The following is a 26,055-nucleotide window of genomic DNA, read 5'->3' as shown; positions in this document are numbered from 1 at the left end:
TGCGTTCTCAGTCGTCGGCGACGGCGCTATCCGACGTGGCGGCACAGCGGTTCGGACCGAGCTCGAGTTCGGTCTCTTCGTCTTCGTCTTCGGGTTCGTACTCGCCGGCGTTGGTCGCGATGACCTGCTCGTAGTTCGGCGGCTTCGATGGCAGGTTGTCGAACATGTGTTCGACGAAGTCGTCTTCCTCCATGCGGAGGATCTCGTTGTTCTCCCAGAGGTAGCCGACGGTCGAGAACATCGGCTGGCCGGGCGTCACGTCGATGTACTCGCCGTCGTTGGTGACCGAGAAGTGCCCCGGCAGGATCTTGACATCGTTGGGCTCGGTCATGATGACGTTGTGAAGCGTCTCGTACTGGACGCGAGCGCCGTCGCGGGCGTCCTTGTCCGCGAACTGGAGTTCGGTCCGGCCGATGGATTCGACGAACAGCGTGTCACCGGTCAGCAGCGCCTCGTTGTCGACGAGGTAGGAGGTCATTCCCGTCGTGTGGCCCGGCGTGTGAACGGCCTTGATCTCGACGTCGCCGAGCTCGACGACGTCGTTGGGCTCGATGGGATCGAACTCGAACTGCGGGTCCCGGGTTTCGGCGGGTGCGCCGAGGTGGTACGGCACGCCGAGCTTGTCGGCGAGCTGTCGGCCACGCGAAATGTGGTCGGCGTGGATGTGGGTGTCGAGGACGTGAGTTACTTCGAGTCCGCGTTCGCTTGCGGCCTCGAGGAACTCGTCGGTGGCGCGGGTGACGTCGACGAGCGCGGCTTCGCCGGCGCGTTTCGAACCGACGAGGTAGCCAAGACAGCCCTTCGAACGCCGCTGCAGTTGGACGACGACGAGATCGTCGTTTTCCGTGGCGACCGGCACGACGTCGTAGACCATACTCCAGGCCTCCATGCCGTTCTCGACGGTCTTGACCTCCTCGACGTACCCCTCTTCCTCGAGATAGTTCGCGAAACAGTTCGCGGAGCGACCCGTCGCACAGATCGTTACGACGGTATCGTCCGCGTCGAGGGCGTCTTCGTCGAACTCGCCGACGAGTTCGTCGTCACTCCCGGAGTACTCGACGTTCTCGGCACCGGCAATATGCCAGTCTTCGAAACTCTCGGGCGATCTGGTATCGAAGAGGACGAAGTCCTCATCGGCGTCGATCATATCTCGCAACGCGTCAGCAGTGATTGTCTCGACCATCGTCACTGTATTGTATATAGAGCCCACGTAAAACGGTTTGAGCGGGGAGAATAATTTCCCTCAAATAACGGGGATGTATGCGAAGCGCAGAGGTACCCCACATAATTTCCGCAACTTTGCCCGAAACTCGGGGTCCACAACCGGTGCAGGCCCCAAAGCTGACACTGGAGACAAATATACCAATAGCGTCTTTACGCGCAAGCCGCTACTGATATTGTAGGGACAATGCAAACCTCAGACATCGAGGAGGCGCTGATGGATCTTCCGCCGAGCTCGAAATTCATTTATAAGACACTGTCACGGGAGGGGTCGATGACGCTCAAACAGATCACGGAGGAGACGCTTCTCTGTTCGCGGACAGCACGATATGGACTCACGCAGCTCGAGGACAATCAGCTGATCGAGGCCGCACCGGCGCTTCACGACGGGCGACAGACCTGCTACAGTATCAGCCATCGGTCGATCGGAAACGACCGCATTGGCTATCCCGAGCAGGTCCTCGTTGAGCCGGACAGTGCCCACCAACGGCTCGAGGCGTTCAAAGCGGACGATCCCGACCTCCGGCTGGTCGAGGTGTCGACCGGATACGACGAGGGCCACGTCCCGGGTGCCGTCGAACTCGACCCACGAGCCGACTTCTTCGATGCTGGCACGCGGACGATTCCCAGCGCCGATCGGCTCGAGAAGATCCTCGGCGAACGCGGTATCACGTCCGACAGCACGGTCGTCATCTACAGCGACGGCTACAACGAGTTCGCGGCGTTCGTCTACTGGACGCTCAAATACTACCGTCACCGGGACGTCCGGCTACTAAACGGGGGCAAATACTACTGGAGCGAGAACAACTACCCGATGTCGGAGACGACTCCGACCGTCACCCCCGTCGAGTACGAGACACAGCCGCCGAACGATCACATCCGCGCGTACCGTCAGGACGTCCAGAGCGCGCTTTCGGAGGACGTCTCTATCATCGACGTCCGGTCGCCCGAGGAGTACTGTGGCGAGGCGGATGCACCCGCGCGTGCAAGCGGACACATTCCTCGAACGGTGAACATCGAGTGGGAGAGCGTTGTCCGAGAATGTGGCCGATTCGAGCACCAGCAGGTCCTCGAGCGGCCGTTTGCCGATGCCGAGATCACTGAAGAAGACGAAATTCTCGTCTACTGTAACGTCGGCGAGCGCTCGGCACTGGTCTGGTTTGCGCTCTCGGAACTGCTCGGCTATCCGAACGTCGCAAACTACGATGGCTCCTGGTCCGAGTGGGGGAATCTCGTCGATGTCCCGATCGAAACCTGTGACTCGAGCGACCGGTAACCCCTGTCCTGCTCTCCATCCGTCGGCCGCCATGCTCGAGCGCCGCCACTGACGGTGGCACGCCTGAACGTATGATTGTCCTGCGACCGATCCACTGTTGTCGTCGGTACTATCGCTCGGCGCAGAGAACGGCCTTCGATTCCAGAGAGGATTGTAACTAACGGCCATGACCGCACCCTCTGCGCTTCCTAGCGGTGGCCAGACCTGGTGTCGTGGTGTTCACAGTGAGCGATTGCTGCCTCATCGTCGTGTTTCGCCCGTCTGCAAGCGTGTTGACGGCTTTCAGTCAGTTTTCGGTGCGTCATCGGCGGTGCTGACCGAAACCGAGCAATAATTACGGGTTGTTCACCGAGTGTCTCACGACGGATCGCTCGAGACGGCACGCCGATGTACGCCACGCAGTCCGGTCGTCTGAGGTCGGCCGGCGCGTGACTGGCAACACCCAGCAATTTTTTCTGCAACTTTCAGTATGAGGGAATGTTCCCAACTATTATTTCAGGAACCTCAGGATTCAGGTAGTGTACGTCTAAAGGCTAGGTGTCTATGGACCATATAGTCGTGCTTGGTGCTGGCGTCGGCGGCACGATGACCGCCAACATGCTCCGCCGTCGATTGGATCGATCCGACGCGGAGATCAGCATCGTGGACAAGAGTACAGAACACGCGTATCAGCCTTCGTTCTACCTGCTTCCGTTCGAGTATATGGAGCCCGAGGACCAGTTCCGGGACGTCCGCGGACTCCTCCAGGACGGCATCGAGTTCGTACACTCTGGGGTGACAGGCGTCGATCCCGACACGAAGACCGTCGCACTCGAGGACGGCGAGCTGTCGTACGACTACCTCGTCGTCGCGCTGGGTCACCGGCTTGCACCCGAGACGACGCCCGGCATGCTCGAGGGCTGGGAAGAGACCGATTCGGTCTACCCGTTCTATCACTTCGAGGCCGCCATGCAGTTGCGAGACGCGCTCAAGGACTTCGACGGCGGCACGTTCGTCGTCTCGGTCCCCGACACGTCGATCAAGTGCGGCGGCGCGCCGCTGAAGATGACGATGCTCGCGGAGGACTACTTCCGGCGACAGGGCATCCGCGACGACGTCGACGTCGTCATGACCAAGGGCAGCGACGCCGTCTTCGGCGTCTCGCCGTACCGCGAGAAACTCGAGGAGATCTGGGCCGACCGCGACATCGAAGCCAAACTGAACTTCACGGTCGACGAGATCGACCACGAGGCGCAGGTGATCCACTCCGAAGAGGGAGAGACCCAGGAGTACGACCTCTACGCGCCCGTCCCGCCACAGTACGGCCAGCCGGCGCTCACCGAGAACTCGCCGCTGACTGAGGCTGACACGGAAAACGACGGCGAATACGTCGCCGTCGACGAACACACTCTCCAGCACGTCGAGTACGAGGATGTCTTCGCACTCGGTGACGGCTGTAGTACACCGAACGCCAAGACGGCCGCTGCGGCGCGCAAACAGGCCCACGTCGTCCTCGACAACCTCACCGCACACATGGCGGACAAACGCCAGACCGCGAAATACAAAGGCTACGCTGCCTGTCCGCTGCTGACGAAGAAGGGCAAGGCGATGGTCGCCGAGTTCGACTACGAGAACAGCATCTCCGCCCCCGTCGAGAGTCGAATGAACTGGATCATGGACGTCAATATCCTGCCCAGTTTCTACTGGGATACCTGGCTGCGCGGCTACGACCCACTCCCATAACGATGGCGAGCAACGAAGGATCCCTCGACGCCGACGGCACGCTCAGCGACGAAACCGAACTGGCCCGCGCGATCGAGGAAAACGAAGCGGAGCTCGCGGAACTGCTCCAGTTGCTCACGGTCGCGGAGGAACTTGCCGCGGATCTGACACCGGAGCTCCGCGAGACCGTCCGCGAGAACCGCGAGCCCATCCGTGAACTCCGGATGGCTTTCGAGCGCGAGGAGACGCTGGTCCTCTTACAGAAAGTCGGCGAGGAATCGGACACGCTCATCGAACTGCTGGACATCCTCGCGGTCTCGAAAGAGCTGTCCGACGACCTCGTTCCGGAACTGCAGGTTGCGATTCGCGAGAACCGCGAGATCATCGAACGGGTCCGACTCGCCTTAGAGAGCGAGGAGACGATCATCCTCCTCGAGAAACTCGGCGACAACACCGACACGCTCGCGGAGATGCTCGACTTGCTCGATGCGACCCACGAGCTGGCGATGGATCTGACCCCGGAACTGCGGGACGTTGCCCAGGACAACCGGAACGTCATCCGCGATCTCCGGATGGCCGCGGCTGGCTTTGCGGACGCCCACGAGGACGCTGACGTCGACATGTACGAACTCGGGCGGAACGCGGGCAACATGATCGCGCTCGTCGAGACGATGGGCGATCCGCAGTTCACCAGCGTCGTCGATGCCTCGATCGAGGGCCTCACGCAGGAAGACCCCGAACCGGTCGGCCTGATCGGGCTCACCAAGGCGCTGTTCGACGCCGACGTCCGGCGCGCACTTGGACGGCTTCTTGCAGCCGCCCGCGCACTCGGGAGCACCTCGCTCAAGGAGTCGGATCGACGGGAGCGATGACGTCATAACCGACCGACCCGAGTCGGGGCATACGCACACGCCACTCACAGGCCGTGTGACGGCACAATCACGCTTTTTGTAATTCCGACCGACGACACGCCGTTTTAGCGCCGCCTGACCCTCGTTGCGATCGAACTAGCGGAAAATATGCCTCGTATGCAGTAGTATGTTTCTCGAAAAAGAAAATATAGTTGGTAGAAATCGATTTTAATACTCTTAATCCTAAGGTGCGGATGAAGAATGACCGAATCGCCCACACACACGGACGAATCGACGACTGACGTACCTGGCATTGGCGATATGTTCCCCGCGCTGACCGTCGAGACGAGCATGGGCAAGCGATCGCTGCCCGACGACTACGAGGGCCAGTGGCTCGTCCTGTTCAGCCATCCCGGTGACTTTACGCCGGTCTGTACCTCCGAGTTCGTCGCCTTCGAGCAGCGCCGCGAGGAGTTCGAGGATCTTAACGCCGAACTGCTCGGGCTGTCGGTCGATCGCGTTCACTCGCACATCAAGTGGACCGAGTGGATCGCCGAGAACCTCGACGTCGACATTCAGTTCCCGATCATCGCCGACGATCAGGGGACAGTCGCTCAGCAACTCGGCATGCTCCACCCCGGTGCGGGGACGGCAACCGTCCGCACCGTCTTCGTCATCGATCCCGAGGGGACGGTCCGACTGCGCTTGACCTATCCGATGGAGATCGGCCGTAATATCGACGAAGTCCTCCGCTCGCTGCGTGCCCTCCAGAAAAGCGACGACGACGGCGTCGCTGCTCCCGCAGACTGGCCGAACAACGAGAAGTTCGACGATCAAGTCCTCCTGTCGCCGCCGGGCACCGAAGCGGACGCCACAGCGCGCAAAGCCGAGGCCGCCGATGACGACGACCTGAACTACTACGACTGGTGGTTCGTCACCCGCGATCAGTAACGTGCGCACGGACCCACGGCCTACAGATTCACAACCACCGACTGCAACCCCCGGCGACACCCTTGCCAGGTGACCGCCACCGAACCCGACATCATCAAATTGTACTATGATCGATCCAGTCATCGCCAGCAGACTTCAGTTTGCGGTGACGACGATAGTCCACATCATCTTCCCAGTGATGAGCATGGGGCTCGCGCCCTTCCTCATCTACTTCACGTGGAAGGAGATACGGACGGGAGAACAGGTATACGAACAGCTCCGCACCTTCTGGACGAAGATCTTCGCCATTTCGTTCGTCGTCGGCACCGTCACCGGAATCGTCCTCGAGTTCGAATTTGGGACGAACTTCGCGGCGTTCTCGACGGCCGCCGGCGAACTCTTCGGCGGCCCGCTTGCCCTCGAGGGGATGATGGCGTTCATGCTCGAGGCGACGTTCCTCGGCATCTTCGTCTTCGGGCGCGACCGCGTTAGCGACCGCCTCTACATGCTCTCGAGCGTGCTCGTCGGGCTCGGGACGTGGCTCTCGGCGGTCTGGATCCTGGTCGCTAACTCCTGGATGCAGACGCCCCGTGGCTACGAGATGGCAACGAAAAACGGCCAGCCGGTCGTCACGCTTGTGGACCCGATCGCAGCCTACGCCAATCCGCGCTTCCCGTGGATGTTCGTCCACATGCAGAACGCGGCGGTTCTGTCGGTTGCGCTGTTTCTGACCGGTGTGGCCGCCTACTTCGTCTGGACGAACCGCGACACCGAATTCTGGCGCACGACGATGAAAATCGGCCTCGCCGTCTTGCTCGTCACCGCCCCGTTTCAGGCGATCCACGGCGACGCCTACGGCCGCCACGTCGCGGACACGCAACCACAGAAGTTCGCCGCGATGGAAGCACAGTACGAGACCGACTCTGGAGTTGGACTGAAGATACTGGCAGTTCCGACGAGCCTGAGCGATATTACCGATCCCCACGCTGACGACCTGTTCGTCATCGAAATTCCGTTCGTCGCATCGTTGCTTGCAAGCGGCAATGATCCCGGGGCGACCATAACCGGGTTGAGCGATATCGATTCCGAAAGTCCGCCAGTCGCCATCGTCTTCTGGGCGTTCCGGGCGATGGTCGGGCTCGGAACGTGGTTCATCCTGCTGGCGTTCTGGGGCGGCTATCGATGGTACCAGGGCACCCTGTTCGACGACGATCTGCTAGCGAAAGCGTTCATGGGATCGTCGGTACTGGGCATCTTCACCGTCGAACTGGGCTGGATCGTCACCGAGGTGGGCCGTCAGCCCTGGGTCATACAGGGCGTGATGAAGACGCATGCGGGCGTTTCGTCGTCACTGAGCGGCTCGGAAGCGCTCGCTACACTCGTCGGCTTCGTCGGGGTGTATACGGCGTTGCTCGTCCTCTACTGGTACGTCGTGGTCCGACTTATCCGGACGGAGGCGCCGACCCGCCCACCCACGCCGAAGCGTGAGACGAACATCCCCGAGGAGGTCGTTCCGAGCGATGACTGACGTATCGATCGTGGCGACGCCCGCCCTCGCTAATGGCCCACTCTTTGGCCTGCCGCTCGAGGAACTCTGGTTCGGGCTGGTGTTCGCCGTCTTCGGGACCTTCCTGTTTCTCGACGGATTCGACTTCGGCGTCGGCGCGCTGTTTGCCACGCGAACGACCGACGGCGAGCGTGAGCAGTTGCTGACCGCGATCGGCCCGTTCTGGGACGGCAACGAGGTGTGGCTGGTCGTCTTCGGGGGCATGCTGTTTGCCGTCTTCCCGTCGGTGTACGCGACGCTGTTCAGTCGCCACTACCTGCTGATGTTCGCGATCCTCGGTGCGCTCATCGTGCGCGGGCTCGCCCCCGAGATGTACGAACAGCGCCACGACGAGGACTGGCAGCGCTGGTGGGGCCGCGCGTTCATTGGCGGGAGTATCGCGTCACCGTTCTTCCTCGGTGTCTTCGTCGGCAACTGGCTGTTCGGCGTCGAGGGCGTCGCCTCAATCGCTAGCTTGCTGGCTGGTCTGGCCGTCGTCGCACTGACGATCGTCGACGGTGCTGCCTTCCTCGGACTGAAAACCCGGGGCGACGTCCGGCTCGAGACGCGGTCACTCGGCCATCTCGCGCAGGTCGTCTACCTCCTGTTGGCGGTCGCGACGCTGGTCGTTGGCAGTCGGTCGTCACCACACGTCGCGTTGCTCTCGGTACCGACGCTTGGCCTGCTTGGGCTGACGGTGCTACTCGCCGGTGTTCACGTGGTCGCCGGGTGGGCCGGTCGCTACTACCTGGCCTTCGTGGCCGTCGCGGGGCAGGTGTACGGACTCGTCGCACTCGCGGCGACGCTGCTGTTCCCGCTGATCGACCCGGCGACTGGGCTCACGGTCGCGGATGCGATCGTGTCGCCGCTGTCGCTGAATCTCACGACCATCGGCGCAGCCGTTCTGTTGCCGCTGGTCGCGTCGTACTTCGTCGTCTTGTATTCCGCGTTCAGCGGTCCTGTCGAAGACGGAGAGTCCTACGCGTAGGCCGGTCGCCTACGCTCGACGCCACTTTCGGTAGTAGCCGACACTGAACAGGACGAGAAAGAGACTGATCCCCAGATTCCGGAAAAACGCCCCGGAGTCACCGTCGGTCGACAACTGTACCACTCCGACGCTTATGAGAATCGTCACTACGACGAGCGACAATATGAGCATCCACGTTGCTTCGTCGATGGTACTGGCACGACGCATACGGTCTGCTGTCACGAGTGACCAGTGGGCCCGCAGGGCAGGTCGCGGCTGTGCCGGCACCCACTGACAGGAGTCCGTACCGACTGCGTACACCCGGTCGACGGTGCTCGGAGACGCAGCAATCGGTCACGAGCGCTCGCCTCGAGGTGCTCGACGGAAATATGTGTATCCGACATAGGAGCGAAAATGGGTTCGGTGATATCGAGGGTGATCAGTGGGCCGTCGCCTCGGGCGACAGCCCGATCCCTGCCAGCAACAGCCCGGCAGCGACGAGTAGTCCAAGCCCGAGCGCGGTGACGATATCACCGAGTCTGAACAGCCATACTGCTGCGGCGAGACTCGCGAGGACCATCGCGACGCCGGTCACGAACAGGGAACTGTTGAACGGGTTGCGATCGGAGTGCTGTGACATTGGGTGGCTCACACTCAGTACTAGAAGCTAAACGGGCTAAAACGGTGGCCTGTGGAGTATTATTGGCCGTTTCATCCGCCAAATCGTGGGTTGCAGCAATAACTGCGATGGCTGCTGTCCACGTCTCCACAGTAGCGACTGACAGTGTGTCGCTGCGTGCCGTCTCTGCTCATCGTGGAAGTGGGGATGGAAGCCAACGATTGAAATCCCAGTCGTCCCAAGTATCCTGCAATGGGAAACGCTGCACTCCGGGATATCGCCGTCATCGAGGAGATTCCCTTCGCCGACATCGAAGGCGTCGTCGCCGTCGACGCACACAACTGGCTCTACCGATATCTGACGACGACGGTCAAGTGGACCGATAGCTCGACGTACACGACCGGCGACGGAACCGAAGTCGCCAACCTCGTCGGTATCGTCCAGGGCCTGCCCAAATTCTTCGAGAACGACGTGACGCCGGTCATGGTCTTCGACGGCGGCCCCTCCGAGCTCAAAGACGACGAGATCGAATCCCGCCGCGAGCAACGCCGCAGCTACGAGGAACAACTCGAGACCGCCCGCGAAGAAGGCGACGCGGTCGCCATCGCGCAACTCGAGTCCCGGACCCAGCGGCTGACGCCGACGATCCAGGAGACGAGCCGCGAACTCCTTCGATTGCTCGACGTGCCCATCGTCGAGGCACCCGCGGAGGGAGAAGCACAGGCCGCCCACATGGTCAAACGCGGCGACGCCGATTACGTCGGCTCAGAGGATTACGACGCCCTGCTTTTCGGTGCGCCGCTGACGCTGCGCCAGCTCACGAGCAAAGGCGATCCCGAACTGATGGATCTCGAGGCCACCCTCGATCACCACGATCTCACGCTCGAGCAGTTGATCGACGCAGCGATTCTCATCGGAACGGACTTCAACGAGGGCGTCTCCGGGATCGGCCCCAAGACGGCGCTCTCCGAAATCGCCGACCACGGCGACCTCTGGAGCGTCCTCGAGGCCCGCGGCGACCACATCGAACACGGCGACCGTGTGAGACAGTTGTTCCGCGACCCCAACGTGACCGACGACTACGAGTTCGAGACGGCGCTCGAGCCGGATCTCTCGGCGGCCCGCGAGTACGTCACCGACGAGTGGGAAGTCGACGAAGACGAAGTCGCACGTGGCTTCGAGCGGATCGAGGAAAGCGTCACCCAGACGGGACTGGACCGCTGGACGTGATCGAGGGGGTAAGTGTTCTTGAAAGAAGCGGGTGACTTGAACAGCACCGTCCAAAATCGATGGCCGGGAACGGCAGGCGATTCACCGACACCGATCGCGGGCGAACCCGAAGGGTGAGCGAGCGGGCCGACGACTGACGTGGAGAACGCTACGCGTTCGGAACGGAGGGAGGAGTGCTTTTGATCAACCTTTTGCCGAGCGACCGAGCAACGCGAGGGAGCGCAGCGCAAAAGGTTGGTTAGAAGAGGTGCTGATCCTCGTCGAGCAGCTTCGCAGGACCACCGACATCCCAGATGGTCGTCGAGACGCCACAGTCGGCGACCGCTTCCTCGACTTCCTCGGCGTACTCCTCGGTGGTGTTGACGTAGACGCTGGCACCGGTGTCAGTCGAGAAGTAGACGGGGATGTCCTCTTCCTCGCGGAGTTCACGAACCGTGTTGAAGATCGCGAGGGTCGCTGGCTGCCAGTAAACCCAGCCCGAAGGACCAGTCATCGTGGTCGCCGCAAGCGACAGCGAGTCCTGTTCAGCGAGTTCGAACGTCCGTTCGAAGTCGTTGTCCCGAAGCGCATCGCGCATCTCGGCGATCTGGCCGTGGATGTGGGCGTTGCGCGCCTGGAACATGTGGCTGTCGGCGGCCTCTCGGTGCGCGTCCTCGGTCTCTTTGTGGTAGGGGACGAGCCCGACAACGATTTTGAGATTTTCGTGAAGATCGGACGGAATCCGCTCGGAGTAACAATCCTCGTCGTTGAGTCCGGTGTAGAGCTGGGAGAACGCGCCGGTGACCGCTCGAGCGGACGACGCCGAGCCGACGCGGGCGATCGTCGATATCTCCTGTCGCGAAGCATCGAGGTCGGCCGCTTCGGCCAGTGCCATCGCGGCGGCTGCAAAGCCAGACGAAGAGGAGCCCAGCCCGACGTTCGAGGGGAAGCTGTTCTCGCTCTCGAGGCGGACCGGATAGACGGTGTGAGCGGCGTCGGATTTCGAGCGAGCCTTTTCGACGACGGCCTCGACGCGTTCGTACGCGCGCCCGTCGAGTTCCTCGCCGTCGACGACGAACGTGTCCTCGTCGTAGTCCATCGAGAACTCGACAGTCGTCCGCGTGTGGCTTGGGGCCGTACAGAGGCTGATACTGTCGTGATACGGGAATCGCTTGATGTCGTCGCGCATCCCGTGATACTTGACTAACCCCTGAATGGGGTGGGCCATGGCCGTGGCTTTCATACCAAGATAGGTGGCTGAGGGCCGCTTAAAGCTCACGGCATTCGGCCACCGGTCGGCCCTGCTGTGTCGGCCGGAATCGAACCCGAACGCTGAAACGAGCCGGCTGCCACCACACCCCTATGGGCACCCCACGCGAGACACGGCAGGCACAGGCCGAGACGGTCGTCGACCGGCTCGAGGCCGAATACCCCGATTCGACGATTTCGTTGCGGTACTCGAATCGTCTCGAGTTGCTGATCGCGGTGATTCTCTCGGCACAGTGTACCGACGAGCGGGTCAACACGGAGACGAAACACCTCTTCGAGAAGTACGACGGCCCCGAAGACTACGCAAACGCGGAGCAGGACGAACTCGCCGAAGACCTGAATTCGATCACCTACTACAACAACAAGGCGAAGTACATCCGCAGCGCCTGCGAGACGATCCTCGAGGACCACGACGGCGAGGTGCCGGATACGATGGACGAGCTGACCGAGCTGTCGGGTGTCGGGCGGAAGACGGCCAACGTCGTCCTCCAGCACGGCCACGACGTCGTCGAGGGAATCGTCGTCGACACGCACGTCCAGCGACTCTCACAGCGGCTTGGACTGACCGAGGAGGAACGCCCCGAGCGGATCGAGGAGGTGCTGATGGGAATCGTTCCCGAGGGGTACTGGCAGCAGTTCACCCATCTCTGTATCGATCACGGGCGAGCGGTCTGTACGGCACGGAACCCCGACTGTGGCGACTGCGTGCTGGCAGACATCTGCCCGTCCGAGAAAGGCGACAGCGAGATCGACCTCGCGTCCGGCGAGCCGTGGTAATCAGCTGATCGGCGACGTGGTGGGCCACCATCGATCGCGCACCGACCTTGGCAAGCCCAATGCCTTTTCATAAACCGCCGGTATCCACGTCCGGGATCACGATGTCCGACAACACCGACGAGCGTGAGAACATCGGCAAAGAAGAACACGGACGGGATGTCCAGCTCGAGCACGAGAAGACCGACCCCAAAGAGGCGCGCGCCGAAGACGAACTGACAGAGGAAGAACAGGAAGCGCGCGAGCGACAGGACGAGACACAGCGACAGCAGGACATCGAACACAAGTCAGACGATCGGGAAGACGACGCCCTCGAGCAGGAGAATCCAGACGCTCACCGAGACGAGGAGCCCTATAATAGCTAAGCCGTCCGCCGCCGCGCGCTCGTGTGATCCGCGTCGAGTCACGCCTCCGGCACGACCAGCGTCGGAAGCGTGTCGGTGACGGAGACGGTGACTCGAGCGTCCATCGACACCATACCGACCAATCGGTCGTCGGCGACGAGACAGACGTCGTTTTCGTTTCGCTCGACAGTAAACGCGAGGTCGTCGTCGGGAAGGACCCACTGGCGGGTCTGGGTGACGAACGGTCCGATCGGAGCGACTGCGATCGCGTCGATCGCCGCCGAAACCTGTGGAGCGTCGACGGTGCTGGCGTAGCCGTGGCTGCCGGCGGGCGTCGCCGCGACGACGCCGTCGGCGCGAAACGTCGCGATGGGCTGGCCGCGGCTGTGGACGCCGTATTCGGAGATCCGCGCCGGCTCGTCCGTGACGAGTGTCACGTCGAACAGCGCGCGGTCGCGGACGACACCGTCATTCGACTCGAGGGCGACGCTCAGGACCGGCCGTGGGCGACGGACGGCGTCTCCATCGAGGGTGGCTTCGAGGGCGTCGGGGAGGCGATTCAGATCGACCGACTCGATGCCAGACACGGAACCGACCGGAAGCACGGGTGCGTCGACGTCAGCCCGCGCGAGCGCTGTCAGCGGTGCTTCGCCGGCCGCGACCAGCACCGACGGCTCCGCCGCGAGAACGGTCTCGAGGCCGTCGCTGACGATCGTCACGTCGGCGGCGGCCGACTCGAGGCGAGTATCGATTTCGATGGCGTCAGTGTCGGCCGCTGAGCCATCGACGACGCCGACGACGGGCTCTTCGCCGGCGCTCCACGCGGCATCCATGGTCGTCAGTTCACACGGCCCAATGAAAAGGGTACGGTTGTCGGTCGCCGACCGCGTGCCGGCGGTCGATCCGCCCGGTATGTTCGAGGATGGCGACGTGTTACAGCGGTAGCAGCGCGAACGCCCACGACTTCACTCGTCGTAGGGCCAGTCGCCAGTCACCTTCATTCCTTCGGCGAGGTCCTGTGCTTCGAGGTCGGCTGCGATGGCGTTGGGCTCGCGGTGAGCGACGGTCACGTCCTCGCGAGCGAGCGCGACGACGTACGCGGTCAGGAGGATCGCTTGTTCGCGCAGGTTTCGTGGCTCGAGTTTCTCGATCGTATCGGCGAACGTGTGTCCCCAACCCCGGCCCGAGCCCTCGGAAACCGATCTGACGTAACAGCCAGGGATACCCGCCACGACGAACGGCCAGTGATCGCTGTGGGGGCCAAGCGTTGGCACCGTCCCGATCGGATGATCGTATCGCTCGGCGATCTCGTCTGCGGTGTCCGCGAGCGCGTCGAAGCCGTGCGTGACGAGTTCGAGCGTTCGGTCGTTGACGACGCCGTCGTTGTTGACCACCGTCTTGATCGTGTCGGCGTCGGCGTCCTCGACGTACCGGCTCGAGCCGACCAGACCGACCTCTTCGGCGCCGAAGGCGACGAACTCGACGCGGGTCTCGAGGTCGTCCTCGCGGGCGGCCAGCGCGTTCGCGAGTTCGACGACCATCGCGGTGCCGGCGCCGTTGTCCATCGCACCCTCGGCGATGTCGTGGGCGTCGACGTGGCTCGTCACGAGGACGCGCTCGTCGGTGTCGGGGCCGAGCTCAGCATGGACGTTCTGGCTTTCTGTGGGGTGAATATCTGCCTCGACGGCGAGCGTGATCGATTCGCCGTCGAACCGGCGTGCCAGTCGTGCGCCGACCTCGCTCGAGACGCCGACGGCCGGAATCTCGCCGATCGGGTCCGCGTCGGTTCCCACGCTGCCGGTCGGCGGCAGACAGCCCTCGACGTGGTTGCGGTAGACGAAACCGACAGCACCGTTCTCGACGGCGTGATAGTACTTTTCGCGGCGGTGGAGGTACCGGTCGTAGTAGTCTGGCACGTCGCTGCGGACCATGACGATCGCGCCCTCGATATCGGTCGCCTCGAAATCCGCGGGAAGGCCGTAGCCGAGGTCGACCAGCGGCCCGGTGACGCGGTCGTCGGGACTGCGCGGCAGCGCGATACAGTCCTGTGTCGTGTCGCCAGCCGTGATCGCGCTGTCGCCACGGGTCCAGCCCTGTATCTCGAAGGGCTCGAGGCGGGCGTCCCGCGCGCCGGCGTCGGCTAGCGCGTCCCGGGTCAGTTCGGCAGCCTCGCGTTCGCCCTCGCTGCCGGCCATGCGATTGCCGACGTCGACGAGGGACTCGAGGTGGTTCCAACCGATGTCACTCTCGAAGATCGAGCCGATCCAGGCGGTCATGCCCGTATCGTGGACCGAGGGCCGGGTAACTGTACCGTTCGCCCTCGCCACGCTCGCAGGCCGATAGTAAACGCCGGCGCGGAAAGAACAGCCCACCAGTTGTTCTCTATTACTAACAGGTCTAACTACGAACCTTTTTTACGCCGCTCCTGCTCGAAACTCGTATGCGGGAGACGCTTGCCGACTGGCGGCCGGCTATCGACGAGGCGATCGCCGACCTGATCCCACGCGAGATCGACGCGGACTATCTCGAGACGTTCTTCGGCCCACCGACCTACGAGTACGATCCCACCAGCATCGAGTGTGCGCTGGCGACGCCGCTGTGGGATCTCCTCGATCGCGGTGGGAAACGGTGGCGTGCGATCCTCTTTCTGGTCTTCATCGAGGGATTCGGTGAGGATCCGGCCGAGTACCTCCCCTATGCCTGTATTCCCGAACTCCTGCACAACGGGACGATCATCGTCGACGACGTCGAGGACGAGGCGACGATGCGGCGTGGTGAACCAGCACTGCATCACGTCTACGGACACGACATCGCGCTCAACGTCGGCAATGCGATGTACTTCCTCCCGCTGAAAGTCATCGCACGGAACCCGGCCGACCTACCGGGTGACCGGCGGCTGGCCGCCTACGAGATGCTGGTGGCCGAACTCAACCGGACCCATCTCGGGCAAGGGATGGACATCTGCTGGCACAACGAACGCGAGGTCCAGGTCAGCACCGACGAGTACCTCGAGATGTGTGCGTGCAAGACCGGCTGTCTCGCGCGGATCGTCGCCCGGCTGGCCGCAATCATCACCGACCAACCCGACGAGGTTGAGGAAGCCGTCGCCACGTACGCGGAACTGACTGCCGTCGCCTTCCAGATCGGCGACGACATCTTGGACGTCGAACACTCGCTGGGTCGGTCTGGCGAGTTCGGCAAGGAGTTCGGCAACGACATCCGCGAGGGCAAACAGACGCTGCTTGTCATCCACGCGCTGGCGGAAAGCGAGCCGGAGCGCGCCCAGCGGCTCCAGACGATTCTCGAGGCCGACGACAACACCGACGACGAAATCAACGAGGCCCTCGCGATCCTCGAGGAGACGGGGAGCATCGAGTACGCCCGCGAGTGTGCCCTCGAGCGGGCCGCCGAGGCGCGGGCGGCGATCGACGAGGTGGACTTCGACGCCGAGACGACGCGAAAGCTCGAGGAGTTCACGGAGTTCGTCATCGAGCGCGACGCGTAGCGACGGTCACTCGTCTCGCTGCCCTCACTGCTTCCACCGCCCGGGCTTTTCCCCGTGGACTTCCCCTTTCGCTTTCCGCTGACGTGGCCAGAGCGTGAATACGGTCACCGTGAGGAAGAACGCAGCCACGGCGGCCGCGACGACTGCTCCCGGAACGCCGGAGACAGAGGCAGTCTGGCTCCACGACTCCTTCGGCGTGTACAGCGTAATGCGAAAGAGCCACGCGACCCCCAGAAGCAGGTAGAGGTGGTAGTAGATCCGGCGCAACCGACGCGAGATCGCCTCCCAGTAGGACACCTTGAACGTCGGGGTTCGCAGATCCTCGCCGAGTTCGGCCCGCCACGCCTCGAGCGGGACGTCACTCGGATCGAGGGCATTAGCAAACAGGTTCTCCTCGAGGAGGCGGACTCGGGCGCGGCTGGCGTCGTAGATTCGGTACCGCCGGACGTCGAACAAGAGGAACAGCGAGACGCCGACGATACCGATCAACAGTAGATACGCCGAGACGTCGCCACTGCTCTGGAAGGCTAGCGCGAGCACCGCCGTCACGACGACGATGGCCCAGTCGGTCGTGAGGTCGAGCCGCGAGAGGAGGTTCCCCGACTGCGACATCTCGCCGCGATAGTAGTGGGGCAGCAGCGAGAGGAACTCCTCACGGTCGGTCGCTGCGGCGGTGGCGACGTTGCGCTCGTTGGGGGCGGTCGAATCGAAGTCGTCCGGGTTCGGTTTCGTCATCGAACACCTCCGTTGCTCGAGAGCGATGACGGCGGTCTCCGCGCGGTGACGCCGGCGAACGGTCCGCTCCCGGAGGGAGTGACGGGGACGACGGACGGCTGTGTACGTAATCGCATTGACAGAAACACTCTCGGTGCGGCTATGACCCTTCTGCTGGTGACGGCCAGGCGTTGGAGCACGTATCTCGTTTGGCTTGCTGCCCGCTACGGCCGATGCCAGTGCGGACGATCGAGCGGTTTACACGGCCGGAGCCTACCCGGTGATCGACGGTTAGAGACGGCGGTGTTCGCGTCCGGCCGTGATGCGGTCATTGGCCCAGTCGATATTGACGGGATTGGATGATTCGTTCGTCATGCCATCGCGGCTGGCGACCTCGAGAGTTCGATTCCGCGTGTCTGGCGTGAACGGCGACGCCGCCATCACCTGCGCGACGTCGGCCCGTGGAATTGACCCCGAGAAGGAACCACCGCCCTCGTTGACCACGACCGCACCGCTCGGTGGGTCGTTCGTGAGCCTGCCGGGACGGACGATCGTGTACTCCAGGCCCGACCGGCGTAGCGCCGTTTCGGCGTCCCGCTTGGCCAACAGCGAACCCCGAATCAAGAGCCGCGCTGGCAGCGCCAGCCCCGCTTTCGAGTTCCCGACGCCGATCGCGCTCTCGAGGACGAAGTAGGAGACGCCGGCGCCGACAGCGGCAGTGATGAGATTGATCACGCCGGTTCGATCGACCAGTTTGGCGCCGATCGTGTGGCGAATCCCCGGCGGCGTTCCGAGCGCACAGTAGACGATATCGCAGTCGTCGACCGCTGCGACGGCGTCGGCCGACTCGAAGAAATCGGCGACGTGCACGTCGTCGGCCCCGTGTCGCTCGAGCATGTCGACGTTCGCGTACGACCGCGTGGTCGCGCGCACCGAGAGGTCGGTCGGCCGCAGGACCGACAGGAGTTCCTGTCCGGTCTCCCCGCTGGCACCGGCAACGAGGGCTCGATCGAAAGTGCGTGAGCGAGTCATCGAGCGAGTTACCGCACGGACACGGAAAACGCTCACCAGCAGTTGCCGATCACGACTGTCGACGCACCCAACACGAACGGCTGTCGGCGGTCGTATAATCGATGGTGGGTCTATGCGTCTTTGCCGTCGTCACCGTCGTCGGACTGGAGTCGCTTCGTCGTCTGGACTAACGGATGTCGCGCGTAGTCGACGACGTCGATGTCGTCGATCTTCTCTAACTCCTCTTTTTCCGCCGTGCGTGCCATCCCGAGGTCGATCTCGTGGTCGATAACGATGACGTAGGCGTCCATTTCGTCGATTCCGAGCCGATCGGCCGCGAGCACGCGGTGGTGGCCGTCCGCCAGCAGTAGCGTCCCGCCGTTGTCGATGACCACCAGCGGCTCTGCCAGCCCGTGTTCGAGTTCGTAGCGCCGCCCCTCGAGCTCGTCTGCGTACACCCGACCCTGCGTGGGTGTCAGTTCCGAAAGGGAGACGGTTCGGCGTTCCTCGGTCAGTTCGATTTCGTGGATCTGCTCGAGAGTCCGCGTCAGTTTGCCGACCTTCTCGGGGGTCGCGCGTTCGATCTGGCTGCGAATGACATCGGCGTTCGAGATAATTCCCACGAGGTTGCCGGCGTCGTCGACGACGGGGAGTTTCTGGATACCCGACCGGAGGATAACCCGTGCGGCATCGTTGACCTTCATATCGGGGTGGGCGACTAGCAACTCCGTTGCCATAATCTTGAAGATCGGATCATCGTCGTCCGCGAGTAGCAGATCGCGGGCGCTGATAAACCCCTCGACGCGGCGGCGCTCGCAGACGGGGAAGCCGCTGTGCTCGTCGCTCTCGGCGATCCGCTGTGCGACCTCGCCGACAGTTTCATCCGGCGACACCGTCGCCACGTCGCGTGTCATGTAGTCTTTGACCCGGGGCTTAGTCCGGTCCGACACGACTTCCATAGCTGATTATATGGGTGCCGTGCGCAAAAGCACTGTCTTCTATCTTTAGACAGCGAGAGAATTACGCCGTTTACCGTGAAGAGAAGGTCACTCGACGATGCCGTTTGCAGATCCCGTCTCTGTCCTGACAAGCGAAAGCGCGATACCACCGGCAGTGAGCAGCAGTGAAACGACTCCCAGCCTGGCTCGAGGTGGGAAGACCACGGTAGTGGCTCCGAGGACCGGCGCGATCGAGACAAGCGTTTCGACGGAGAGGGGAGCGTTACTGGCGAGATAGGTGACGGCCGCGTACAGGCCGAGAGCAGTCGCATGGACCGCAAAGACGGTAGTGAACTGGAGTTCTCCGTTCGCAGCGAGAACGAATCCGCTGAGGCCGGTGAGCGTCGAGACACCCGCGATCGTGTCGGTAAGCCACTGACGTGTTTTCGCCATGTGATTTATCGTATGAAAACAACGACGAAAGACGTTGTGCACCGACCACGAGCGGCTCGACAGCTGTCGACTTGAGTCGGGCAGTCACGCCGACTCGCCGTCTTCCGACCCACTGCGCTGGGTGAATAGCCACTCGCTGGTTTGCGTGTAGGCCCCGACCGGGACCCCCGGCCGCGTCTCGAGCGCCTCGAAAAAGCGGTTGATAATCACCTCTTCGACGATGCTGACGATCGATTCGACCTCTTCTTCGTCGTCGGCACTGCCTAGAATGCCGATCTCGAGTTGTGCGCCGGCCATGTCGGCGTGGCCGCCGGCGCTGCCGATCCGATCGAACGCGTCCCGAAGCGTCTCGCCGAGATCGACGTCCGCCGCTCGCGAGCGGGCCGAGAGATACACCATTTCCTCGTCGAATCCGAAGACCAGCGTCGTCTCGATACCCTCCATTGCCAGCAACTGATCTGCGGCCTGTGGTAACGCGTCCCGGTTGCTGACCCGGTTGACGCTGGCAATGGCGACCGATTCCCGCTCGATCCGGTTTTTGATCGCCCGCGCGATCGTCTCGAGAGTCTCACCCTCGAGCGACGGCTGTTCGATCTGCTGTAAGATCGAGGTGTCGACGTGGGGTGAGAGCACCGACGCGGCCCGGAAGTCGGCCGGCGAGACTTCCCGCGTGAAGTCGTTCGTATCGACGCGAATGCCGTACAACAGCGCCGTCGCCGTCGCCGGCTCGAACGCGAGATCGAAATGCTCGAGATACTCCGTGAGGACGGTACTGGTCGCCCCCGCCCCCTGCCGGAGGTCGACGAACTCGCCGGGGACCGGCCCGCGGGGTGGATGGTGGTCGATCACGATATCGACGTGGAGGTCCGCCGGCAACTGGTCGTTGACGCCGGGCCGGGAGTGATCGACTAGCGCGAACGCCGAATAGTCCGTCAACGGCTCGTCAGCGGCCAGGTTTCGCAGGTCCAGATCGAGTAAGTTGACCATCGCCCGGTTTTCCTGATGCGAGATTTCGCCGAAGTAGCAGGCCTCGGCGTCGACGCCGACGGACTCGGCGACGTCGACGAGTGCGACCCCGCTCGCGATCGCGTCCGGATCCGGGTTGTCGTGCATCATGACTGCCAGCCGACCGTCGATCCCCGTGAGCTGCTCGCGCAGTTCGATCGCCGCTTCGGCCGACTGACTCGCCGTCCCCTCGAGGGCGCGGTCGGCCATCGCGTCCACCGGGTCGATGACGTGATCCGCCAGCGCTGTGAACCGATCGCAGTCCGCAGCCGTCGCGTTTCCGCCCAGATAGGCCACGATCGAGACGGCGGGGAACTGGTCACGCGCGATCTCGAGTACAGTCCGATTCCCATCGGTCCGGTTGCCTGCGACGAAGATCACATCCGGTTGATCGACACTCGCGATGGTGTCGGGATCGGTCGGATCCGCGTGCCGAGCGGGCACGCTCTCGTCGCGCAACGTCTCGACAGCGCTTTCGTCGTCGGTGATGACGAGCACGCGGCCGTCGCGCTCGGCGACCTGTTCGGTCACCTTCCGACAGACGGTCCCGCAACCGAGCACGAGCCGGAAAACCATTTATCGCGGCTTGCGACCCCGAGGGGTAAAAGCTACCGGGTCACGTTAGCCCACGACCGCCGCTGCCGCCTCGAGTGCGGCAGTGGCGATCGGGTCGAACGCCGGCAGGATGACGACGGTCATCACAGCGGCAGCGATGATCGCCGCGTAGAGCCCGGTCGGCTGGGCGAGACGATCCCGGTCGAGAAGCGGCTCCTCGATCCAGAGCGCCTTGACCAGCCGCGAGTAGTAGTACAGCGAGAGCGCGCTGTTGACCACGAGCGCGGCGGCGAGGACGAGCAAGATCGTGTTGTCCGCGGCCGCGTTGACCGTCTCGGTGTAGAGCAGGTACTTGCTCCAGAAGCCGCCAAACGGCGGCACGCCGGCGAGGCTGAACATGAACACGGCCATCGCCGCCGAGGCGAAGGGTGCCTGTTTCGAGAGGCCGTTGTAGTCCTCGAACGTGGGACCGACGCCCCAGTACTCGGCCAGCGCGACGAACAGGAACGCGCCCGTGTTCATGAAGCCGTAGACCAGCAGGTGCATCATCGCCGCACCCATGACGAGGTCACCGGCCTCGGTCGAGAGGGCTGCCAGCCCGATCAGCACGTAGCCGGCGTGTCCGATCGAGGAATACGCGAGCATTCGTTTGACGTTCTCCTGGGTCGCCGCCGCGAAGTTCCCGAGCGTCATCGTGACGATTGCGAGGATGACGAACACCACCGTCCAGTCGACGCCGATGACGGCGGTCGTCGCCTCGAGCGGGAACGCCGTCGTGAACACGCGGATCGCGAGCACGAAACCGGCGGCCTTCGAGGCCGAAGACAGGAACGCCGAGATCGGTGCCGGCGCACCCTCGTAGGCCTCCGGGGCCCAGAAGTGGAACGGGACGCTCGCGGTCTTGAACGCGACCCCGCCGATCAGCATCAGGATGCCGAGTCCGAGGAGGCCGCCCATCTCGCCTGCCGTACTGAGGTTCGTCGCGATGTCCTCGAGTTGCAGCGAGCCGGTCGCGCCGTAGACCAGCGAGATGCCGTAGACGAAGATCGCCGACGACAGTGCGCCGATCAGGAAGTACTTCAGCCCCGCTTCGACGCTGCCGCGGTTGTCTTTCAGGATCGCAACCAGCGCGTACGACGGCAGGCTCGTCAGCTCGAGTGCGATGAAGATCGTCACGAGGCTGTTCGAAGCCGCGATCATCGACATCCCGGTCGCCGCGAGGATGACCAGCGAGTAGTACTCGGCCTGATAGGTGTGATCGCGCAGGTAGTCGTAGCTCGCCACCGCGACGAGGGCGGTGACGGTCGAGATGATGATCATGAAGTACAGCGCCAGCCGGTCGACGATGAACTGGCCGTTCATCACGTCGATGACGCCGTAGTTCTCGATCCCGGTCGCACCGACGCCGGCAGCGGTAAACCAGACGGCGACGGCGAGCGAGGCCAGCGAGCCGGCGACGGCGGTGCCAGCAAGCAACGCGCGGTTCGTCGAACGCGGGTTGATGCTATCGAACAGGAACAGGACGAGCGCCGTCCCTGCCAGGATCAGTGCCGGGGCGAGCGCCGCCCACTCGGGAAGCTGAAAGAGTGCCATCAGAGCCCACCTCCCTGGATGATCGGATCGATTGCGTCGGTTATCATGGTGAAGATCAGGTCAGGGGCCACGCCAAGGGTGATGATGAGTCCCAGCAGGACGATCATCGACGCGACGTCGTGGACGGGGGCGCGGCCGACCTCGTAGTCGGTCTCGAGTCGATACGGTCCGAACACCGTCCGCTGGAGCGCGAACAGCAGATAGCCCGCAACGATGACGATGCCGAACATCGCCAGCGAGGTAAACAGCGCCGAGTATGCGAGCAACTCGGAGCCGAACGAGCCGAAGAAGATGAAATACTCGGCAGCGAAGCCGCTCATCAATGGCAGTCCCATGTAGCCGAACGCGCCGGCGATCAACACGCCGACGGCGATCGGCATTCGGTCTGCCATCCCGGACATGTCGGTGACCATCCGGGTGTGGGTGGCGTTGTAGATGACGCCGACCGACATGAACATCAGTCCGGAGATCAGGCCGTGGGAAACCATCTGGAAGGTCGCGCCGCCGACACCGAACTGGGTGTACGCGACCAGTCCGAGAATGACGTAGCCCATCGACGAGACGGACGAATACGCGACGATCCGTTTGAGGTCGGTCTGGGCGAGTGCCAACATCGCGCCGTAGATGACGCTGATGACGGCGATCGCTGCGATCGGCACCGCGTAGGCTTCGACCTGCTCGGGGAACATCGTGAAGTTGAACCGAAGCAGGGCGTAGGTCCCCATCTTCAGCAGAACGCCGGCCAGCAGAATCGACGCTGGCGTGGGAGCCTCGACGTGAGCGTCGGGCAGCCACGTGTGGAACGGCACTACTGGCACCTTCACCGCAAAGCCGAGGAACATGCCGATGAACGCGAGCGACGCGAGCGTCGTCCCGCTCAGGCCGAAGAAGCCCTCGGGGCCGCCGGCGAGCATCGCGGTCGCGATCTCGGGCAGCGCGAAGGAGGTGACCGAGTCACCGAGTCCGAAGACGAGCGAGATGAACGACCCGAACATCACCAGCGACGCCACGTTCGTGTAGACGAAGAACTTGATCGCGGCGTACTTGCGACGCGGGCCACCCCAGATCCCGATCAGCAGGTACATCGGGATCAGGACCGCCTCCCAGAAGACGAACCACAGGAAGAAGTCAAGCGCCGAGAAGACGCCGATCAGGTTCGCCTCAATAAAGAGGATGAGCCCGTAGAACTGGGACTGGCGCTCGTCGATCGGCGTCCACGAGCTGACGATCGCCAGCGTACAGAGGATCGTCGTCAGGACGACTAGCGGCAGGCTGATCCCGTCGAGGCCGACGAACCACGAGATCGAGTAGTCGCCGATCTCGAGCCACGCCGCCTGTGATTCGAACGCCAGTTCGCCGTCGAGCAAGGCGTTTCCGCTGCCATCGAAGGCTGCGAACAGCCACACCGATAGGGCCGCCGGCACGAGGCTGATGGCGAAGGCGAGCTTGCCAGCGATACGATTCGGCGCGACGAACGTCACCAGCGCGCCGACCAATGCAACCGCGATCAGTATTTCGATCATCATACGAACCACCCTCCGAGAGCGCCGAGAATCAGCAGTAAGCCGATAAACCCGGCCACCAACAACGCCGCGTAGTTAGTCACGATACCTGTCTGGATGCGTTTCACCCAGTTACTGCTGAACAGGCTCACCGTCGACGTACCGTTGACGAGCCCGTCGATGACCGTCTGGTCGAACCGGTCGGCGGCTCGAGCCAGCGGCAGTGTGAAGCCTTGCGCGAGCCAGACCTGGTACTCGTCCTGGTAGTAGTTGCTGCGCAGGAGGCTGTACGCGCCGCCGAGTTTCTGCATGTGGCGGGTCGGTTCGGGCACGTTGTACAGCGTGTGTGCGGTAAACGCACCCGCGAGTGCGAGCCCGAGCGACAGACCCGCGCTCAACAGCATCGTCGTCGTCTCAGAGCCGCCGATGACGCCTTCCTCGAAGGCCACCATCTCGTGGTAGTGATGGTAGGTGAGTCCCTCGACGGAGCCATACTCGCCGTCGAGCCAGAACTCGAGGTAAGTGATGTCGATGTGGAGCAGCTCCGCGACGGGTGCCATGTTCGCGAGGCCGGTGACCGTCGCGAGGACCCCCAGCACGATCAGCGGGGCCTTGATGGCCCAGCCGACCGGGTGTGGGTCTTCGGCAGTCTCCGAGCGGGGCTCGCCGTGGAAGGTCAGGAAGACCATCCGGAACGTGTAGAAGCCGGTGAAGAACACCGCCAGCAGTCCCATCGCGTAGGCCGCGAGGATAACTGGCTGCTCCAAGCCGATGACGAGCGCGTCGAACAGCACCTCGTCTTTCGACCAGAAGCCGGAGAAGGGGACGATCCCCGCGAGCGCGAGCGCGCCGGCGAGGAACGTGTAGTAGGTGACGGGGGCTTTGTCTTTGAGGCCGCCCATCTTCCACATGTCCTGTTCGTGGTGCATGAGGACGATGACTGCCCCGGCACCGAGGAACAGGAGTGCCTTGAAGAAGGCGTGGTTCAGCAGGTGGAAGACCCCGGCGACGTAGCCGCCGACGCCCAGTCCAAGCATCATGTAGCCGTACTGGCTGATCGTTGAGTACGCCAGCACCTGTTTGACGTCGTCTTTGACGACGCCCATCGTCGCCGCGAACAGGGCAGTGAAGCCGCCGACGAAGGCGATGATCGAAAGCGCGGTCGGACTGAGCGCGTAGTAGCCAAACATCCGCGCGACCAGGTAGACACCGGCCGCGACCATCGTTGCCGCGTGAATAAGCGCGGAGACGGTGGTCGGACCCTCCATCGCGTCGGGCAGCCAGGTATGGAATGGGAACTGCGCGGACTTGCCGAGCACCCCACCGAGCACGAGCAGTCCGGTGATCGTCACCCACGTCTGGGCGTCGAAGCCGAACAGCGTCGCGCCGTCGTCAATGGCCGTCTCGGCGGCGGTGACGAACGATCCTTCGCCAGCGAAGCCGACCGTGCCGAACGTCGCGGCGATGGCGACGACCCCGATCAGGAAGAAGTAGTCACCGAAGCGAGTGACCAGGAACGCCTTCTTCGCGGCCGAGGGGGCCGATTCCGTGCGGAACCAGAACCCGATCAGCAGGTACGAACACAGCCCGACGAGTTCGAAGAACATGAACGCCATCAGCAGGTTGTCCGCGAAGACAAAGGCGAGCATGCTGAAGGTAAAGAGGCCGAGTTCGGCGTAGTACCGCGGGAGCCCGGTCTCACCTTCGGCGTTCATGTAGCCGAGACTGAAGACGTGGACGAGCAAGGCGACCAGCGAGACGATCACCAGCATCAGTGCAGAAAGCGGGTCGATCAACACGCCGAACGTGAAGGCGATCCCGTCAGCGCCGGTCTCGCTTGCGGCCGCGCCGGCCGTCCACTCATACAGTGTCGTGTGATATGTGTTCCCGCCGCCGACTGCCGCGAACATCACGAGCGAGATCAGTAGCGAGCCCGCCGTCGCGATGATACCCGGAAGCGCGCCTTTCTTCGGCAGATGCTTCCCAACGAGCAGCGTGACGACGAAGGCCACGAGCGGGAGCACTGCGATCGCCGGTGCGAATCCGAACGGTCCTGTTGCTGTTGCTGCCAT

The 26,055-nt window shown here is 63.1% G+C and carries 23 protein-coding genes; 10 read left to right on the top strand and 13 right to left on the bottom strand.

Translation table 11 applies throughout. The annotated features are described in order from the left end of the window. Positions 1-7: 7 nt before the first annotated feature. Complete coding sequence (locus E2L06_RS04055) at positions 8-1,183, bottom strand: rhodanese-like domain-containing protein (protein WP_138778843.1); 1,176 nt, start codon at positions 1,181-1,183, stop codon at positions 8-10. A gap of 225 nt (positions 1,184-1,408) precedes the next feature. On the opposite strand from E2L06_RS04055, the gene E2L06_RS04050 reads away from it, so the two are divergent. From E2L06_RS04050 to cydB, 6 genes are all read left to right on the top strand, one after another. Next, the gene (locus tag E2L06_RS04050; RefSeq protein WP_138778841.1) at positions 1,409-2,497 is read left to right on the top strand and encodes a sulfurtransferase; all 1,089 of its coding nucleotides are present in this window, start codon (positions 1,409-1,411) and stop codon (positions 2,495-2,497) included. A 543-nt stretch (positions 2,498-3,040) separates the two neighbouring features. Beyond that, entirely contained in the window at positions 3,041-4,219 is a 1,179-nt protein-coding gene (locus E2L06_RS04045; RefSeq protein WP_138778840.1) for an NAD(P)/FAD-dependent oxidoreductase, read from the top strand. 2 nt (positions 4,220-4,221) lie between these two features. Further along, the gene (locus E2L06_RS04040) at positions 4,222-5,070 is read left to right on the top strand and encodes a DUF1641 domain-containing protein (RefSeq protein WP_138778838.1); all 849 of its coding nucleotides are present in this window, start codon (positions 4,222-4,224) and stop codon (positions 5,068-5,070) included. 240 nt (positions 5,071-5,310) lie between these two features. Further along, complete coding sequence (locus E2L06_RS04035; RefSeq protein ID WP_138778836.1) at positions 5,311-6,000, top strand: peroxiredoxin; 690 nt, start codon at positions 5,311-5,313, stop codon at positions 5,998-6,000. Between the two features lie 106 nt (positions 6,001-6,106). After that, a complete protein-coding gene (locus E2L06_RS04030; RefSeq protein WP_138778834.1) occupies positions 6,107-7,507 on the top strand; it encodes a cytochrome ubiquinol oxidase subunit I in 1,401 nt (466 codons plus the stop codon). Continuing rightward, positions 7,500-8,513, top strand: coding sequence for a cytochrome d ubiquinol oxidase subunit II (gene cydB, locus E2L06_RS04025; RefSeq protein WP_138778832.1), 1,014 nt, complete (start codon positions 7,500-7,502; stop codon positions 8,511-8,513). Before E2L06_RS04030 ends, cydB begins: the two co-directional genes overlap by 8 nt. 418 nt (positions 8,514-8,931) lie before the next feature. On the opposite strand, the gene E2L06_RS04020 is transcribed toward cydB, so the two are convergent. Beyond that, positions 8,932-9,144: a hypothetical protein gene (locus tag E2L06_RS04020; protein ID WP_249361365.1), complete on the bottom strand. Its 213-nt coding sequence runs from the start codon at positions 9,142-9,144 to the stop codon at positions 8,932-8,934. A gap of 219 nt (positions 9,145-9,363) precedes the next feature. On the opposite strand from E2L06_RS04020, the gene fen reads away from it, so the two are divergent. Next, positions 9,364-10,341: a flap endonuclease-1 gene (fen, locus tag E2L06_RS04015; protein WP_138778830.1), complete on the top strand. Its 978-nt coding sequence runs from the start codon at positions 9,364-9,366 to the stop codon at positions 10,339-10,341. A 238-nt stretch (positions 10,342-10,579) separates the two neighbouring features. On the opposite strand, the gene mvaD is transcribed toward fen, so the two are convergent. Next, positions 10,580-11,563, bottom strand: coding sequence for a phosphomevalonate decarboxylase MvaD (mvaD, locus tag E2L06_RS04010; RefSeq protein WP_138778828.1), 984 nt, complete (start codon positions 11,561-11,563; stop codon positions 10,580-10,582). Between the two features lie 119 nt (positions 11,564-11,682). On the opposite strand from mvaD, the gene nth reads away from it, so the two are divergent. Together nth and E2L06_RS04000 are read left to right on the top strand one after the other, a co-directional pair. Next, on the top strand, positions 11,683-12,366 hold the full coding sequence (gene nth / locus E2L06_RS04005; RefSeq protein ID WP_138778826.1) for an endonuclease III: 684 nt from the start codon (positions 11,683-11,685) through the stop codon (positions 12,364-12,366). Between the two features lie 101 nt (positions 12,367-12,467). Next, positions 12,468-12,728, top strand: coding sequence for a hypothetical protein (locus E2L06_RS04000; RefSeq protein ID WP_138778824.1), 261 nt, complete (start codon positions 12,468-12,470; stop codon positions 12,726-12,728). 38 nt (positions 12,729-12,766) lie between these two features. On the opposite strand, the gene E2L06_RS03995 is transcribed toward E2L06_RS04000, so the two are convergent. Next, a complete protein-coding gene (locus E2L06_RS03995; RefSeq protein ID WP_138778822.1) occupies positions 12,767-13,540 on the bottom strand; it encodes an NAD(+)/NADH kinase in 774 nt (257 codons plus the stop codon). A gap of 132 nt (positions 13,541-13,672) precedes the next feature. Beyond that, entirely contained in the window at positions 13,673-14,983 is a 1,311-nt protein-coding gene (locus E2L06_RS03990) for a M28 family peptidase (RefSeq protein WP_138778820.1), read from the bottom strand. Positions 14,984-15,147: 164 nt separating this feature from the next. Between E2L06_RS03990 and E2L06_RS03985 the strand changes: the two genes are divergently transcribed. Continuing rightward, complete coding sequence (locus tag E2L06_RS03985) at positions 15,148-16,212, top strand: polyprenyl synthetase family protein (protein ID WP_138778818.1); 1,065 nt, start codon at positions 15,148-15,150, stop codon at positions 16,210-16,212. Between the two features lie 24 nt (positions 16,213-16,236). Here E2L06_RS03985 and E2L06_RS03980 read toward each other — a convergent pair whose 3' ends face one another. The 8 genes from E2L06_RS03980 to nuoL form a co-directional block, all read right to left on the bottom strand. Continuing rightward, positions 16,237-16,947: a DUF2270 domain-containing protein gene (locus E2L06_RS03980; protein ID WP_138778816.1), complete on the bottom strand. Its 711-nt coding sequence runs from the start codon at positions 16,945-16,947 to the stop codon at positions 16,237-16,239. Positions 16,948-17,217: 270 nt separating this feature from the next. Then, entirely contained in the window at positions 17,218-17,958 is a 741-nt protein-coding gene (locus E2L06_RS03975; RefSeq protein WP_138778814.1) for an NAD(P)-binding oxidoreductase, read from the bottom strand. A gap of 110 nt (positions 17,959-18,068) precedes the next feature. Further along, positions 18,069-18,896: a CBS domain-containing protein gene (locus E2L06_RS03970; protein WP_138778812.1), complete on the bottom strand. Its 828-nt coding sequence runs from the start codon at positions 18,894-18,896 to the stop codon at positions 18,069-18,071. 87 nt (positions 18,897-18,983) lie between these two features. Next, on the bottom strand, positions 18,984-19,328 hold the full coding sequence (locus E2L06_RS03965; RefSeq protein WP_138778810.1) for a hypothetical protein: 345 nt from the start codon (positions 19,326-19,328) through the stop codon (positions 18,984-18,986). Between the two features lie 84 nt (positions 19,329-19,412). Then, positions 19,413-20,909 (bottom strand): DHH family phosphoesterase, encoded by a 1,497-nt coding sequence (locus E2L06_RS03960; RefSeq protein ID WP_138778808.1) that lies wholly within the window; start codon positions 20,907-20,909, stop codon positions 19,413-19,415. A 45-nt stretch (positions 20,910-20,954) separates the two neighbouring features. Next, positions 20,955-22,481, bottom strand: coding sequence for an NADH-quinone oxidoreductase subunit N (locus E2L06_RS03955; protein ID WP_138778806.1), 1,527 nt, complete (start codon positions 22,479-22,481; stop codon positions 20,955-20,957). Further along, entirely contained in the window at positions 22,481-24,007 is a 1,527-nt protein-coding gene (locus tag E2L06_RS03950) for a NuoM family protein (RefSeq protein WP_138778804.1), read from the bottom strand. Before E2L06_RS03950 ends, E2L06_RS03955 begins: the two co-directional genes overlap by 1 nt. Continuing rightward, on the bottom strand, positions 24,004-26,055 hold the full coding sequence (nuoL, locus tag E2L06_RS03945; RefSeq protein ID WP_138778802.1) for an NADH-quinone oxidoreductase subunit L: 2,052 nt from the start codon (positions 26,053-26,055) through the stop codon (positions 24,004-24,006). Before nuoL ends, E2L06_RS03950 begins: the two co-directional genes overlap by 4 nt.

The sequence above is a fragment of the Haloterrigena sp. H1 genome (assembly GCF_005938085.1).
Lineage (GTDB): Archaea > Halobacteriota > Halobacteria > Halobacteriales > Natrialbaceae > Natrinema.
This window is presented reverse-complemented; position numbering and strand designations above follow the sequence as displayed.